This is a genomic window from Brevibacterium sp. CCUG 69071 (assembly GCF_021023135.1).
Lineage (GTDB): Bacteria > Actinomycetota > Actinomycetes > Actinomycetales > Brevibacteriaceae > Brevibacterium.
This window is the reverse complement of record NZ_PGFV01000003.1, coordinates 181,791-196,652: the sequence shown is the minus strand read 5'-3', so window position 1 is coordinate 196,652 and position 14,862 is coordinate 181,791. Positions and strand designations below refer to the sequence as shown.

Sequence of the window (14,862 nt, the reverse complement as noted above, 5' to 3'; positions counted from 1 at the left end):
CCGAAGGAGTGTCCATGCCCAAGCCTGCGATCATCGGCTGGTCCCACGGAAAGTTCGGTCGATCCGAAGCGCCGCTTCCTCAGATGATGGCCGATGTCGCCCGTGAGGCCATCGCCGAGGCGGGCCTCGAACCATCCGACATCGACGTCATCCACGTCGGCGTCTACAACAACGGACTGTCCACGCAGGGCTTCGAGGCCGCACTCCCCGGCACCGTCTTCCGCGAACTCTCCCTCACCCCGGCGCACCGACATGAGAACGCCTGCGCCACCGGTTCCACCGCGGTCTTCGCCGCCCACGACTCCATCGCCGCCGGCCGGCACCGGACCGCCTTGGTCATCGGTGCCGAACGCATGACCCACGTCTCCGGCCACGACGTCAACGAAGTCCTCCTGACCGCCAGCTACCGGGAAGAGGAAGAGCACTTCAAATCCTTCGCCGGAGTCTTCGGAGAGATCGCCAGGCAGTACTTCGACCGCTACGGCGACCACTCGGAGACCCTCGCCCGAATCGCCGCGAAGAACCACGCCAACGGCTCACACAACCCACTCGCCCACATGCAGCGCGACCTCGGCTTCGACTTCTGCAATGCGGTCTCGGAGAAGAACCCCTACGTCGCCGAACCCCTGCGCCGCACCGACTGCTCGATGGTCTCCGACGGAGCGGTCGCCCTCGTCATGGCCGCCGAGGATGTCGCCGCCTTCGCTCCCCGGGCCGTGACCTGGCGCGGCATGGGCAACGCCAACGACGTTCTGCCCCTGTCCCGACGCGATCCTCTGGAATTCGCGGGAGCTCGCCGTGCCATGACTCAGGCCCTGAAACAAGCAGGCATCGGCATCACCGAACTCGACTTCCTCGAGACCCACGACTGCTTCACCATCGCCGAACTCCTCGAATACGAGGCCTTCGGCCTGGCCGAACCCGGTCAGGGCCATCGCCTCCTCGACGACGGCACCACCGCCGCAGACGGCAGACTCCCGGTCAATCCCTCGGGCGGGCTCAAAGCCAAAGGCCACCCCATCGGCGCCACCGGAGTCTCTATGCACGCGCTCGCCGCCGCCCAGCTCACCGGCCGCTCACCCGGAATCCAGATCGAGTCGCCCGAACTCGCAGGAGTGTTCAACATGGGCGGTGCCGCCGTCTCCAACTTCGCCTCGATCCTCGAGCGTGCACGCTGATGCGGGCCATCTCGCAAGCCTCGCCGGCCAAGGACTTCACCCCGACCCCGCGCCGCGGCGTCAACGTCTCCCGCTTCCTCACCCAGACCGCCCGCCGGATCCCCGAGCACACCGCGGTCATCGACGACGACCACGGTCAACGCTGGACCTGGAAGGACCTCGACGACCGGGCCGAAGCCCTCGCCCGCACCCTGCAGACCAGTGGCGTCGGCCGACGCGACACAGTCCTCCTCGTCTCCGCCAACCACGCCGAGGTGATCCAGTCCTTCTGGGGCATCATCCGCGCCGGCGCCGTCATCGCCCCACCGAACGCGGCCCTGTCGACCGAAGAGCTGCTGAACATCAGCGCCGACGTCGCTCCCGCGGCCATCATCGTCGATCACTCTCATCAGGAATTCGTCGAGGCTCTGCGGCGCAATGGTTTCACCGGAAGCGTGCTCTGGATCGGCGAGCTGCCCGAGACCGCCGCCGCCACCGAGGACGGGGCCTCGGCCGAGACAAAGACCGGCGACTTCGCGGTCGAAGAGGACGACCCCTGCTGGTACTTCTTCACCTCCGGCTCCACCGGCAAACCCAAGGCCGCGACATTCACGCACCGCCACCTCGGCGCGGTGCTTTCGAACCATCGCTACGATCTCTTCCCCACAGAGGATGAGCACGGAGCATCCCTTGTCCTCGCCCCGCTCTCCCACGGAGCCGGCATCCATATGCTCGCGCAGGTCTTCGGCGGCACGCCCTCGGTCATCCACCCCGGCGGCAAGGTCGACCCGAGCACACTGTGGACCTCGATCGACGGATACGGGATCACGAACGCCTTCACCGTGCCGACCATCCTCAACCGCATCGTCGCAGGCTACCCGGCCGATCGCGGGCCGAACGACCACTCCCTCAACCGGGTCGTCTACGCCGGAGCCCCGATGCTTGCCGCAGATCAGGCCCGAGCGCTCGAGCGGCTCGGCCCCTGCCTCGTCCAGTATTTCGGGCTCGCAGAGGTGACCGGAGCGATCACGGTGCTGCGGCCCGAGGAGCACGGACGGATCCCGGTCGACTCCGCCGGCATCGGCACCTGCGGGCGCGCCCGCACCGGAGTCGAGATCGTCATCCTCGACGAAGCCGGTTACGAACTGGCACCCGGTGAGCAGGGCGAGGTCTGCGTGGCCGGACCCACCGTCTGCGCCGGCTATCTCGGCCGGCCCGATGCCAACGCCGAATCCTTCGCGGGCGGCGTCTTCCACACCGGTGACGTCGGCTACCTCGACGAGCGGGGATTTCTGTTCCTCACCGGCCGGAAGTCCGACATGTACATCTCCGGCGGGTCGAACGTCTACCCGCGCGAGATCGAAGAGCTCCTTCTCACCGACGCCGAGGTGGCCCAGGCCGTCGTCGTCGGCGTGCCCGATCCGCAGTGGGGAGAGATCGGCATCGCCATCGTCGAGCCGACCGGTGCCGTCCCGGATGCGGCAGCCGGCGACGCTGCGAGCGAGCGGCTGCGCACCCTGTGCAAATCGACGCTGGCGGCCTACAAGGTGCCCAAGGAGATCCACTTCGTCGAAGAGATGCCGGTGACCGCCTATGGCAAGATCGCCCGCAAGGAACTCAAGACCGAATACTCGGCAGGCAGAGGGAGCGCACGATGAGCGATCTGCACGGCAAGGTCATCATGGCCATCGGCTGCGGAACACCCGACGGGCAGATCAACAACGGGTTCGCCGCAGCACAGGCATTCCTGGCCGCCGATGCGAAGGTGTGCATCGTCGACCGCGACCCCACGGCTCTCGAGCACGCACGTGCGGTGGTACGCGAGGCGAAGGTGACGTCGGACAGCCTCGGCGAGGCAAGCGACGTGGAATCACGGGTGACCACGGCCGTCGCCGACGTCGCGGATGAGGACTCCCTGGCCGCGGCCTTCGACCACTGCGCGCGGACCCTCGGGGAACCCACGGTGCTCCACTACAACGTCGGCATCGTCGTCAACGGCGGACTCGACTCCCTGGAGACGGCGGCCTTCGCCAAGGCCCTCGACATCAACCTCACCGGGGCGTTCGCCGCGATGAAGCAGGCGCTGCCGTACATGCGGCGGGCCGGTGGAGGCTCGATCATCACCGTCTCCTCGGTCGGCGGCATGCGTTATATGGGCTATGACTATCCCGCCTATGCGGCGTCGAAGGCCGGCCTCATCGAGCTGACGAAGGTGATCGGAGCCCAGCATGCCGCGGAGGGAATCCGTGCGAACTCGATCGCCCCGGGACTGATCGAGACCCCGCTCATCCACAATTCGATCAGCGGCCACTACGGCTCGGTCGAGGAGATGCTCGCCGAACGCAATGCGCTCTCGCCGACCGGAACGATGGGCAGGCCCGAGGACATTGCACGTCTCGCGGTGTTCCTCGCCTCCGACGATGCGGCCTACATCAATTCCACCCTGATCCCGGTCGATGGGGGACTGACCCACTATGCGGGTCTGCCGAAACGGTGAATGTGCCGACGACCGCACGCTGATGTGACACGACGATAAGAGAAGAATGAAGGAGGCAATGGTGCCGACGACGATGACGAAGAGAGCTGTGCTCGGCTGTTTGGCCGCGCTGATGGCTCTGGTCCTGGCCCTGAGCGGGTGCGGGACGAATTTCGGCACCACCGATGAAGGCAAACAGCGGTATCGGTGGAAGATGACCGTGACTACGGGCTCGACGAGCACGTGGTACCTCGCCGCTGAGAAGTTCGCCGCCGACCTCGAGAAGGAGACCGACGGCCGGATCACTCTCAAGGTATTCGTCAGCGAACGCCTCTCCGCCGGTGAGGCCACCGCCGGAGTCGAGCAGCTCATGGATGGGGCGAAGGACTTCTCGTACAACTCGCCGATCATCTACGCCGGCGTCGACCCGCGCTTCGGCACGGTCACCGCTCCGTTCATCTTCGATTCCGTCGAGGACGGGCAAGAGGCCCTGGCCGGTGAGGGCGGCCAAGTCTATGCCGACTACCTGTCCGAACGCGGCGTCCACCTCCTCGGCTTCGGGGAATCGGGGATGCGACAGCTGACGAACACGCACCGCCCCATCCACACTCCGGAAGATCTGCACGGGCTGAAGTTCCGCATCCCCGGATTCGGTCTCTACACCGATCTCTATCGGACCCTCGGCGCCAACCCGACGACGATGCCCTTCGGTGAGGTCTTCACCGCGCTGCAGCAGGGGGCCATCGACGGGCAGGAGAACCCGATCGACGTCATCTACTCCTCCAACCTCCAGGAGGTCCAGCCCTACCTCACGCTCTGGAACTACTCCTACGACCCGCTGGTCCTCGGCATGAACGAGAAGCTCTTCGATTCTCTCGGTCAGGAGGATCAGGATCTCGTCGGTCGGTTGGCCGCGGATGCCAATGAGTTCCAGATCCAGAAGAACCGTGACGGGGAAGCGAAGCTCATCGAGGAGCTCGAAGCCGCCGGCATGGAGGTCAACGAACTCAGCGATGCGGAGAAGGATGAGTTCCGCGAGGCTCTCAAACCTATCTACAGCGAATACCGCAAGGTCTGGGGCGATGACATGTCCCGGGCATTCATTCCGGAAGGACTCTGAGATGAGAATCGTCAGATGGTTCGAAGACTGGGTCGTGATCCTGTCGTTCATGGTGATCGTCATCGTCACCTTTATCAATGTCCTCTCCCGCTACATCTTCCAGTCCTCGCTGGCCTTCACCGAGGAGATCACGATCAACCTCCTCGTCGTCCTCACGATGATGGGAGCGGTCGTCGGAATCCGCCTCGGCGCGCATCTGGGCTTCACCTACCTGGTGGAGAATGCGAAGGCCACGACTCGACGCACCCTGATCCTGGTCAGCACTGCGCTGATGATCGTCTTCCTCGCCGTGCTGCTCATCTGGGGCGGGGAGATGATGATCAATCAGGCGATCCGCGGGCGGGCGACGCCGTCGCTGGGCATCCCGCAGTGGCTGTTCACCCTCTCGATTCCGCTGGCCGGGCTGCTCGGAATCATCCGCAGCATCCAGGCCGCCCGAGAATCGCTCCACCAGGACACCTCCGCCGAGGCGGTCGCTGAGCGGCTTGCACAGGAGGCCTCACCGGTCATCGACGAACAAGGAGACCGCGCATGATCGAGCTGCTGCTGTTCGGAAGCTTCTTCCTGTTCCTCGCCCTCGGCATCCCGGTGGCGTTCTCCCTCGGGCTGTCCGCAGTCACCGTGCTCATCACCACCGACGGGCTGCAGGTGCTCGACGTCGTGCCCTCGGTCATGTTCCCGTCGATGAGTTCGGGCACCCTGCTCGCGATCCCGTTCTTCGTCCTCGCGGGCATCATCATGCAGTACACCGGCATCTCGCAGCGACTCATCGACCTCGCCTTCATCGTCTTCGGACGATTCAGCCACGGTCTGGCGGCGGTGACGATCATCTCCGCCTTCTTCTTCTCCGCCATCTCCGGATCGGGGCCGGCCACGGTGGCCGCGATCGGTGCGATCCTCATCCCGGCGCTGGTCCGCAACGGCTATGCGAAGAAGCACGCCATCTCCCTCGTCGCCGCCTCCGGTTCGATGGGCATCGTGGTGCCGCCGTCGATCGCGTTCATCATCTTCGCCGTCGTCGCCTCCGAATACGGGTCGATCTCGATCTCGCGGCTCTTCATCGCCGGCATCGTGCCGGGCATCATCATGGCTGCGGCGTTCTTCATCGCCGCCTTCTTCGTGCCCCGGGTCCGTGACCTGGCCGGTCTGCCGGTGAAGTCCGGGCGCGGGTCGCGGTCGGAGACCACCGGCGCCGAGGCGAACGCAGCGTCGGCCGGGGCGACCGCCTCGGCGGGGACGTCCGGGACACGGACCCTCACCTCGGCGGGACCGGGCGGCACAGCTCACCCCGGCAGCAGCAGTGGCGTCGGCAGCGGTGACGGGCCGGTCCCGGCTCCGACGGACACCGTCGACCCGAACGGGGGACTCGCTGAATTCCTCAGTCTGCTGGTCAAGGCGATCCCGGGTCTGCTCATTCCCGTCATCATCCTCGGCGGCATCTACGGCGGGATCTTCACACCCACCGAGGCGGGTGCCGTGGCCTCCGTGTTCGCGCTGGCCGTCGGCATCTTCGTCTACCGCGAACTCAAGTGGACCGATCTGCCGAAGGTGTTCCTCGAGTCAGGTGTCTCGACCGCGGTGATCATGTTCATCGTCGGGGTGGCCAGCCTGTTCTCCTATGTCATCACCGTCGAAGGCGTGGCCGACCGGGTGTCGACGGCGGTACTCGGAGTCACCGACAACAAGTTCGTCATCCTCGCGGTGATCACGATCATCCTCCTCATCGTCGGAGCATTCGTCGACGCGATCAGCGCCTTCTACCTCTTCATTCCGATCCTCGTGCCCATTCTGATCGGCGTCGGGGTGGACATGACGACGATCGGCGTATTCATGACCGTCAACCTCGCCATCGGCCTGTTCACTCCACCGGTGGGGCTCAACCTCTATGTGGGTGCCGGGATCGGAAAGGCGAGGCTCGAAGATGTCGTGCGGGGAATCCTGCCGTTCCTCATCTGCGCGATCATCGCCCTGCTGCTCATCACCTATATTCCGGCGATCTCGAACTGGCTGCCTGACATCCTCGGCGTGGGGTAGGCGACGCCCGCCCCGACCCCTATCCGATTTCGGGTCATCACGATTACCACCCGACCCGCCCTACAATCTCGATCAGGAGAATCATGGAACCCTATCTGCTTGCGAACACCTCGGTCCTCGTCACGGGTGCTGCCCAGGGCATCGGTCTGGCCATCGCCTCGGCGCTGGCGGTTCGCGGCGCCTCGGTCGGCATCGTCGACCTCAAAGGCGCCGAGGCTGCGGCCGAGAGCCTGACCGCACAGTTCCCGAACCAATCGTTCGCCGGCTACGAACTCGATGTCAGAGACGCCGAGGCGGTCACCGGGGCCGTCGCCTCTTTCGTGGCGGAATTCGGAAGCATCGATGTGCTCGTCAACAATGCCGGCACGGCGGCGCGCATCGGCATCGACGAGATCACGGCCGAGCAGTGGCAGCGTGACCTCGACACCAACCTCGGCGGGACCTTCAACTTCATCAAGGCCGCCGTGCATCCGCATATGCTCGATGCTCAAGCGGGCGCGATCATCAACATCTCCTCGATCTCGGGAATCAACGGCGGTGCCGTGTCCGAGGGTGATGCGGGAGCCCGGTCCGGACCCGCCTATGCCGCGAGCAAGGGCGGAATCATCGCCCTGACCAAATGGGTGGCGAAGGAATACGGCCGCCGGGGCATCCGCTGCAATTCGGTGGCACCAGGCCCGGTGGAATCCGCCCTCACCGTCGGTCAGTCCTACGACACTTCGGGCCAGGCCATCGACCGGATGGGAACGCCGAGCGAGATCGCCGAGGCGGTCGCCTACCTGGCCAGCCCGGGTGCGTCGTTCACGACCGGGCAGATCCTCCGCATCGACGGCGGGGCAGTGATGTCCTGAGGGCGGCCAGCGTCGTGAGTCTGGTCAGTGCCGTGAGTCTGGTCAGCCGAGGCGGCGGACGAAGAGTTCGAAGGTCACGGCCACCGGATTCGCGCCCGGTGCGAGCTCTCCGCTGTGGACCACGCCGTCGACATCGACGACCTCGGCCTCCAATCGCAGCTGCGGATCGTCGCCGTCGGCTCCGGACACGGTCCCGGCCAGGTGGGTGAACTCCACGGCCGGCCACGGCGCGGTGCCGTCGACCAACACCGCGCCGGTAGTGCTGCCCAGGCTCGCAGACACCTCGGCGGAGGCGAATCCCGCCGTCCGGCAGACGGCGATGACCGCCTCGTCGAGGATCTCGCCGGGGCGGACCCGGGAGACCACGGCGTCGGGGGAGTCGGCCACCTGTGCGGGCGTTGACTGTGCGGGTTGTGGGGCGAAGGCCGAGAAGCCGGTTTCGGGATCGACCTGGCTGAGCAGCCGCGCATCGGCAAGAGCGTTCACCTGCAGATTTAGGCCTGCCGGCCCGACGAGAGTCCCGGGCAGCAGATGGCCGCCCCTGACCTGCCCGCCGGCGTCCGTCCACGAGGCGTGGATGTGGGCGAACGGGGCGCCGTCCTTCGTCCCCACCGTCGCCGAGGCGCGGCGCAGCCGGTTCGGACCGGCGACGTCGATGTGGTCGGTGAAGGACATCGGATGCGCGGCGTCGGGACCATAGGCCGGGTGGACATAGGTGGTCCGTCCGAACTCGCCGCTGCGGAACTCCACCATGAGGCCCTGCGTCCCGGAGGAATCGAGGCATCCGGTCAGGGCCCCGAAGAGATCGCGTCCCTCTGCGAGTTCGATCTCATGCACCGTGTTGTCGGAGGGTACCGATACGATCCTCGGCGACTGCCGAGGCCCCGCGTGGATGACGGGCTCGCCGGGGCGGTCGAGAGGGTAGTCGGGAATCCGGGTCGATGTTGCAGCGCTGGGTCCTCGCACTTCGCTCACGTTTCGTCACCGGTCTGCTGAGGGTCTGCGGTCAGGGCATCGACGATCACAGTCGCCTCGTGATGGAGCAGCTGCGCGAGCTCGAAGACTCGGGTGCCGCTCATCCTCTCCTCGATGCTCGCCACGGACAGAGCGGCACGGGGCTTTTCGCCGGGGACTCTGATCGGCACGCCGATCGCCCAGGAGCCTTGGGCGAAGAGACCGGGATTGTGGACGAATCCGTCGTGCCTGCCCCGACGGACGATTGCCCTGAGCGCGGGAACCGAGGTATGGGGATACCGTTCGACGATGATCCGGGCGTTGGCGTCGAAGGAGGCGTCCACCTCGGCGTCGGTGAGCTGGGACATGATCGCCAGGCTGCCAGCGCCGATGCCCAGAGGATGACGATCGCCGACCGACAGGGCGTTGTTGAAGATCTCACCGAAACCGTCCTCTCTCCGCGCACAGATCGAATAGCTGCCGGTGCGCAGGGTGAGGAAGATGGTGTCCTGGGTGAGGTCGGCGAGACGGAGCAGGCTCGACTCGGCTTCGGCGACCAATGGGTCGACGGATGTTCGCGCAAGCTGGCCGAGGATCTGAGACTGCACACCGAGGCGGTATCCGCCGTCCTCGCTGCGTTCGACATAGCCCATCGCGATGAGGGCGTGGAGCATGCGGTGGATGCTGGCCTTCGGGCGACCGCTGATCGCGGCGATCTCGTTGAGGGGTGCCCCGTCGGAATGCTCGCTGGCGATGAGGCCGACGAGGTTGAGCAGAGAGAGTGCGCGCTGGATGCTCTGAGCGCCGGTACCGGGATCGAGATCATCGACGGCATGAGCGACGTTGAACGATGCGGAACGGCGCACGATCCTCCCGCGCATCCTCACCCGGTCGAGATCTGTCCGTTCAGCTCCATTGCCCATGTCCCGATTATCCGGGGAGTCAGCGCCCGGGAGAAGCGCGATCCATGATGTGGAACGGCCGCAACGGCCATGGTGGTCGCCTGTGCCAGCGGTGGGGAGACCGCTGGTTCTGACGCAGCTGCGGCGATTCAGCCCCAGGCGTTCGGCCCCAGGGCCGATTCGACGGCATGGCGGAGGACCTGCGTCTCGGCGGCGAGGATGTCGCCGGTCCCCGGCAAGGCGCGTCTGAGCGAGAGCCCGTCGAGGACCGTGTTGAGGAGGCGGGCCGAGGCGGCGACCTCGGATTCTGCCAGGTACCCCTCTTCGGCGAGCACACTGAGCCAATGTTCGACGCGGAGGCGACCACTCTCCATCATCGCCCGGTAGGACTCTTCGACCTCGGCGCTCGGTTCAGGGTCGATGAATGTGCGCACCAGTGTCTCGAACGCCTTCCGGGCGTCTGCTCCCGTTCCCATCGGCGCGAGCACCTGACGCAGGCAGGCCAGCAGCCTCTCGCCCGCAGGCAGTGACCGGTCATGGATCGGATCATCCGAGGCCACGGTGTCGTAGACGACCTTCATCACTTCCGACTTCAGCGCGAACTGAGTGGGAAAGTGATATCTCAGCGAACCGACGCTGACGTCCGCTCGCGCCGCCACGGCCCGCACGCTCAGCGGGGCGGCCGGATCCTCGCCGAACATGGTGACTGCGGCTTCGACGACGCGGCTGCGTGACGATCGGCCTCGTCTGTTCTGCGTGACCAAGAGATACCGCCCTTCCGTATTTCTGATACATCGTGCTATTCTATCAGCGAAGCGAATCAATACGGTGTATCAAAAATCTGAGTTCGACCGAGGAAAACGATGTTCTCTGAGTGGAAGACCCGTCGTGCTGCCAAGCGCGTCCAGCCCGGTACCGGTCGACCGTTGAAGCCGTTCCGGTGGTGGCAGCAGCTCGGTCGCGCCCTGTTCTATCTGCCGGCAACGCCGGCGAGCCCCGAGTACGCCGTCGATGTCCCTCACTGGGGGAATCACGGGTCGGGCGAGGTGAAGGCCCACCTCTACCGCGACGGTCGCCACCATGCCGAGTCCAAGGTGCCGGCCGTCTTCTCGGTCGAATCCGGGCGCATCGAGGTCGCCACGAGCGCATTCGGGCTCAAGCGATGCCACCTCGTCGCCGCCGACGGGCGAGACGCCACCCTGGTTCCTGATCGGCGCTCGGCGGAAGGGCGCCGGCTGAATCTGCAGCGGGCCCGCCCCGCGCTGAGCAGACTGATCGGTGTCCTGTCGGTGTTCATCCTCCTGGGCGGGGTCGCGCTGCTGGCGCTGCAGCTGATCGACACCCTCACCGACGTCCCTCCGATCGCCGAATCGATCGGCGACTTCGCCTCACCCGTCCGACTGCCGCTGTGGCTGAATATCGGAGTGGGTCTGGTGACGGCGATGGCCAGCACGGAACGGGCGCTGCGCTTGCGCTACCACTGGCTTCTTGATGCGGCGGGGAACTGATCAGACGGGGTTCGTGCGGGGTCGGAGGTGCGTGCGCAGCGCCTCGATCATCTGCTCGAGTCCCACCGATTCCCTGCGCGGGTCGGCGGCGAGGATCTGAATATAGCGGGAGTCGATGCCGGGATCGTCGATCCCCACCGCGACGCAGCCGAGATCATCAAGATTCGCCGGAATCGTTCGCTCCGCCATCATTGCGATCATCGATGTGCCCACGGCCGAGCGGATCTGAAGGATCGGGCAGGTGCACTCCAGTACCGGCGAGAACACCTGCCCCTGGGCGCGAACGGCCTGCTCGATGCGCATCCGCGAGGTGTTGCCCGCCGGCAGGGTGGCGATCGGATACTCCGCGATGTCGCGGATGAAAAGACTGGAACGCTCGCTGAGCGGATGGTTCCGGTCGAGTACGGCGAAATTCCTGGCCTCGATCTGGTCGATCTTTCTCACGCCGGGGATCTCGGCCAGATCATGACCGGAGATGGAGAAGTTCACGCAGAGGTCGGCCTGCCGGTTCTTCAGCACCTGCATGGCCTCGAGGGAAGCCCGGTCGATCACCGAGACCTGCACGCGATCGGTCGTGAGCATCACGTCGTTGATCGCATCGGCGACGACCGTCTGCCCCAAGCCGGTCGACGTGACGATCGTGATCGTCTCCACCTCTCGAGAATAGTCGCCGAAGGAATCGGAGAGCAGCTCGGATTCGGCGATGGTGCGGCGGGCGAAGTCGGCGACGGCCAGGCACTGAGCAGTCGGGGCGACGCCCGAACTCGAGCGGTCGAAGAGGGTAGTGCCGAAATGGGCCTCGAGGGCTCGGATCTGTCGGCTGGCCGTCGAATGCGAGACGAACAGGGCCCTGGCCGCCAGGTGAATGGAGCCGTATTCGACGACGGCGAGCAGAGTCGCGAGGCTGCGGATGTCGGTCACTGTGTTGGTCCTCTTCTGTCGGTGTCATCCCAGGCTAAGTGGGTGGTGCGCCGAATGCACCACCTCGGTGCAGGATCCGCACCCGGTGGTGGACGGATTCAGCTGTTCGGTGCCCGCGGATTCCGGGATGCTGGCACGCATGACCAGAGATATCACCGGCCGCGAGGAAGCGGCAGAAGGCACAGGAGTCGGTCGCGAAGTCACCCGCGGCGAACTCACCGAGGTTGCAGCAGAGTTCGTGCACAGCGATCACTTCTTCGATCGGCTCGCTCGCCGAGTCGCCCGGCGCACCGAGAGTCAGGCAGCGGGCGGAGGAGAGTCCGCCGAGGCGTATCTCAGCGAGGAGATCGTCCCGGAGCTCGCCGAACTCGGATTCGAGTCGACGATCTATGACAACCCCGAATCCGATGAGCATCCTCTGCTCATCTCCACTCGCACCGAAGGCCCGGATCTGCCGACCGTCCTGCTCTACGGCCACGGGGATGTGCAGTTCGCCCACGACGACCAATGGGCGGAAGGCCTCGACCCATGGGTGCTCACACGAGACGGCGACCGGCTGTACGGGCGAGGCAGCGCGGACAACAAGGGCCAGCACACGGTCAACACCGTGGCACTGCGCACGGTGCTCGAGCGCATCGACGATGGCTCACCGGCTGCCGCGAGACTCGGATACAACGTGACGGTGCTGATGGAGACCGCCGAAGAGGCGGGTTCGAAGGGGCTGAGGTCCTTCGCCGCCGCACACGCCGACGAGCTCGCAGCCGATCTCTTCCTCGCCTCCGACGGCCCACGTCTGGCCGCCGACCTCCCCACCCTCTTCCTCGGTTCCCGCGGTGCCCTCAACTTCCGCCTGCTCGCCCACGAACGCGACGGTGATCACCACTCGGGGAATTGGGGCGGCAAGCTGCGCAACCCGGCGACCGTCATCGCCGCGGCGATCAACACGCTGGTCGACGGCAACGGGGTCATCCGAATCCCGGCGCTGCGCCCCACCGACCCACCCGCCTCGGTGCTCGAGGCTGTCGCGAAACTCCCCGAGGTCGCCGAAGCCGGAGCTCCGGAAGTCGACCCCGACTGGGGCGAGCCCGGACTGAGCCCGGCCGAGCGCGTCTTCGCCTTCAACGTCATCGAGGTACTCGCCCTCGACGCCGGCACCCCCGCACAAGTGGTCAATGCGATCCCGGGAACCGCCTCGGCGACCCTGCAGCTGCGTTTCGTCGTGGGCACCGATGTCAGCGACTTCGAGAGCCGGGTCAGGTCCTACCTCGAGGAACAGGGCATCCGCGGGGTCGACGTCGAGTTCGAGCACTGCATGCCCGCCACCCGGCTCGACCCCGGTTCTCGGGTCGTGGCCGCGGCGGCCGAATCGATCAGGGCGACGACCGGAGTCGAGGCGGCCATCGAACCGAACCTCGGCGGGACGATCCCCAACGACGTCTTCGCCGAGGTGCTCGGCCTGCCGACCGTGTGGGTGCCGCACTCGTACCCGGGCTGCAATCAGCATGCTCCGAACGAGCATGCGCTGTCCTCGATCCTCGAGCAGGGTGCCCAGATCATGACCGGAATGTTCTGGGACATGCGGGAGAATCCGGATGACTGGTTCACCTCGAAGGAGGCCTCCTCGGCCCTAGGGGGTGCACAGTGACTGACACCGTTCACGATCGGACGACGACAGGTGCTCCGGTGAAGTCCTGGAAGGTCATCACCGCCGCCTCGGTGGGCAATGCCTTCGAATGGTATGACATCTCGGTCTACGCCTACTTCTCCGTCTACATCTCCGTGGCGTTCTTTCCCTCCGAGAGCCACGCGGTCTCGGTGATGCTCGCGCTGGGCACCTTCGCCCTCTCGTTCTTCATCCGTCCGGTCGGGGCGATCGTCCTCGGCAGCTTCGCCGACCGGAGCGGTCGCAAACCGGCATTGACCCTGACGATCTGGCTGATGTTCCTCGGCACACTGATGATCGTGCTCATGCCCCCGGCCCATGTCATCGGCCTGGCCGCACCGCTGCTCATCCTTCTCGCTCGGCTCATTCAGGGATTCGCCGCCGGAGGTGAGTTCGGCTCAGCGACCTCGCTCATGGTCGAGCACCTGCCCGAGAGGCGCGGTTTCGCAGCCAGCTGGCAGTTCACCTCGCAGGCGATGTCGACGATCCTCGCCTCGGTCATCGGAGTCGCGCTGACGACGAATCTCAGCCAGGAACAGCTCGAAACCTGGGGATTCCGCCTGCCGTTCATCGTCGGGCTGCTCGTCGGTCCGGTCGGTCTTTACATCCGGCGACATGTTCCCGAGTCTCCCGAATTCACTGCGGTGCAGGCCGAGAAACCGAAGGAGACCGCTGCCATCGGCGGCATCCTTCGTCATCACAAGCTCGCTGTGGTCCTGGCCATCGGAGCAATCGCGGTCTCGACCTGCCTCAACTACTTCATCACCTACGTCCCGACCTACGCCGTGGACAACCTGGGTATGACGAGCTCAGCGGGGTTCTGGGCGACGCTCGTCTCCGGAGGCGTGCTGCTTCTCTTCACCCCGATTGCGGGCTACTTCTGCGACAAGGTCGGCAGGCTGACGTTCATGATCCCGGCGGCGGTCGCCGTCATGGGACTGACCTGGGTGCTCTTCACCTGGGTGGTCGCGGTCAATGCGCTGTCCGTGCTCATCGTGGTCGTCGCGATCTTCTCCATCCTCAAGGCCGCCTACTACGGTCCGCTGGCCAGCGTGATGGGAGACATCTTCCCCACCGAGGTGCGCGGAACAGGACTGTCGCTGGGCTACAACGTCGGGGTTGCGATCTTCGGCGGCCTCACGCCTCTCGTCGCGGCATGGCTGATCGGCATCACCGGCGATGCGAAGGCACCGGCTTACTGGGTGCTGCTTGCCGGGGCACTGAGCGTGTCGGCGATTCTCGTGGTGTGGAAGAAGCTCGGCGTCCGGTGAGATGC

The 14,862-nt window shown here is 65.8% G+C and carries 14 protein-coding genes; 10 read left to right on the top strand and 4 right to left on the bottom strand.

Features of this window, described 5'->3' with window-relative positions:
• The first annotated feature begins 14 nt into the window (after window positions 1–14).
• The 7 genes from CV023_RS10100 (at window position 15) to CV023_RS10070 (ending at window position 7,638) form a co-directional block, all read left to right on the top strand.
• On the top strand, window positions 15–1,178 hold the full coding sequence (locus CV023_RS10100; RefSeq protein WP_230745422.1) for an acetyl-CoA acetyltransferase: 1,164 nt from the start codon (window positions 15–17) through the stop codon (window positions 1,176–1,178).
• Window positions 1,178–2,815, top strand: coding sequence for an AMP-binding protein (locus tag CV023_RS10095; protein WP_230745420.1), 1,638 nt, complete (start codon window positions 1,178–1,180; stop codon window positions 2,813–2,815). The genes CV023_RS10100 and CV023_RS10095 overlap by 1 nt, the downstream gene beginning before the upstream one ends.
• Complete coding sequence (locus CV023_RS10090; protein WP_230745418.1) at window positions 2,812–3,654, top strand: SDR family NAD(P)-dependent oxidoreductase; 843 nt, start codon at window positions 2,812–2,814, stop codon at window positions 3,652–3,654. Before CV023_RS10095 ends, CV023_RS10090 begins: the two co-directional genes overlap by 4 nt.
• Window positions 3,655–3,700: 46 nt before the next feature.
• Window positions 3,701–4,753, top strand: coding sequence for a DctP family TRAP transporter solute-binding subunit (locus tag CV023_RS10085; RefSeq protein ID WP_230745416.1), 1,053 nt, complete (start codon window positions 3,701–3,703; stop codon window positions 4,751–4,753).
• 1 nt (window position 4,754) lies between these two features.
• Window positions 4,755–5,288, top strand: a complete 534-nt coding sequence (locus CV023_RS10080) for a TRAP transporter small permease (RefSeq protein WP_230745414.1) — start codon at window positions 4,755–4,757, stop codon at window positions 5,286–5,288.
• Entirely contained in the window at window positions 5,285–6,787 is a 1,503-nt protein-coding gene (locus tag CV023_RS10075) for a TRAP transporter large permease (protein ID WP_230745413.1), read from the top strand. Before CV023_RS10080 ends, CV023_RS10075 begins: the two co-directional genes overlap by 4 nt.
• A gap of 83 nt (window positions 6,788–6,870) precedes the next feature.
• The gene (locus CV023_RS10070; RefSeq protein ID WP_230745412.1) at window positions 6,871–7,638 is read left to right on the top strand and encodes an SDR family NAD(P)-dependent oxidoreductase; all 768 of its coding nucleotides are present in this window, start codon (window positions 6,871–6,873) and stop codon (window positions 7,636–7,638) included.
• Window positions 7,639–7,680: 42 nt separating this feature from the next.
• Here CV023_RS10070 and CV023_RS10065 read toward each other — a convergent pair whose 3' ends face one another.
• The 3 genes from CV023_RS10065 to CV023_RS10055 all read right to left on the bottom strand — a co-directional run bounded on the left by CV023_RS10065 (window position 7,681) and on the right by CV023_RS10055 (window position 10,258).
• On the bottom strand, window positions 7,681–8,613 hold the full coding sequence (locus tag CV023_RS10065) for a PCC domain-containing protein (RefSeq protein ID WP_230745411.1): 933 nt from the start codon (window positions 8,611–8,613) through the stop codon (window positions 7,681–7,683).
• Window positions 8,610–9,515, bottom strand: a complete 906-nt coding sequence (locus CV023_RS10060) for an IclR family transcriptional regulator (RefSeq protein ID WP_230745410.1) — start codon at window positions 9,513–9,515, stop codon at window positions 8,610–8,612. Before CV023_RS10060 ends, CV023_RS10065 begins: the two co-directional genes overlap by 4 nt.
• Before the next feature lie 128 nt (window positions 9,516–9,643).
• Window positions 9,644–10,258, bottom strand: coding sequence for a TetR/AcrR family transcriptional regulator (locus tag CV023_RS10055; RefSeq protein ID WP_230745409.1), 615 nt, complete (start codon window positions 10,256–10,258; stop codon window positions 9,644–9,646).
• A 99-nt stretch (window positions 10,259–10,357) separates the two neighbouring features.
• On the opposite strand from CV023_RS10055, the gene CV023_RS10050 reads away from it, so the two are divergent.
• The gene (locus CV023_RS10050; protein WP_230745408.1) at window positions 10,358–11,002 is read left to right on the top strand and encodes a hypothetical protein; all 645 of its coding nucleotides are present in this window, start codon (window positions 10,358–10,360) and stop codon (window positions 11,000–11,002) included.
• Here the strand turns inward: CV023_RS10050 and CV023_RS10045 are convergent, their stop codons facing one another.
• On the bottom strand, window positions 11,003–11,923 hold the full coding sequence (locus CV023_RS10045; protein WP_230745407.1) for a LysR family transcriptional regulator: 921 nt from the start codon (window positions 11,921–11,923) through the stop codon (window positions 11,003–11,005).
• Window positions 11,924–12,062: 139 nt separating this feature from the next.
• Between CV023_RS10045 and CV023_RS10040 the strand changes: the two genes are divergently transcribed.
• Complete coding sequence (locus CV023_RS10040; protein ID WP_230745405.1) at window positions 12,063–13,568, top strand: M20/M25/M40 family metallo-hydrolase; 1,506 nt, start codon at window positions 12,063–12,065, stop codon at window positions 13,566–13,568.
• A complete protein-coding gene (locus CV023_RS10035; RefSeq protein ID WP_230745403.1) occupies window positions 13,565–14,857 on the top strand; it encodes an MFS transporter in 1,293 nt (430 codons plus the stop codon). Before CV023_RS10040 ends, CV023_RS10035 begins: the two co-directional genes overlap by 4 nt.
• Window positions 14,858–14,862 lie beyond the last annotated feature (5 nt).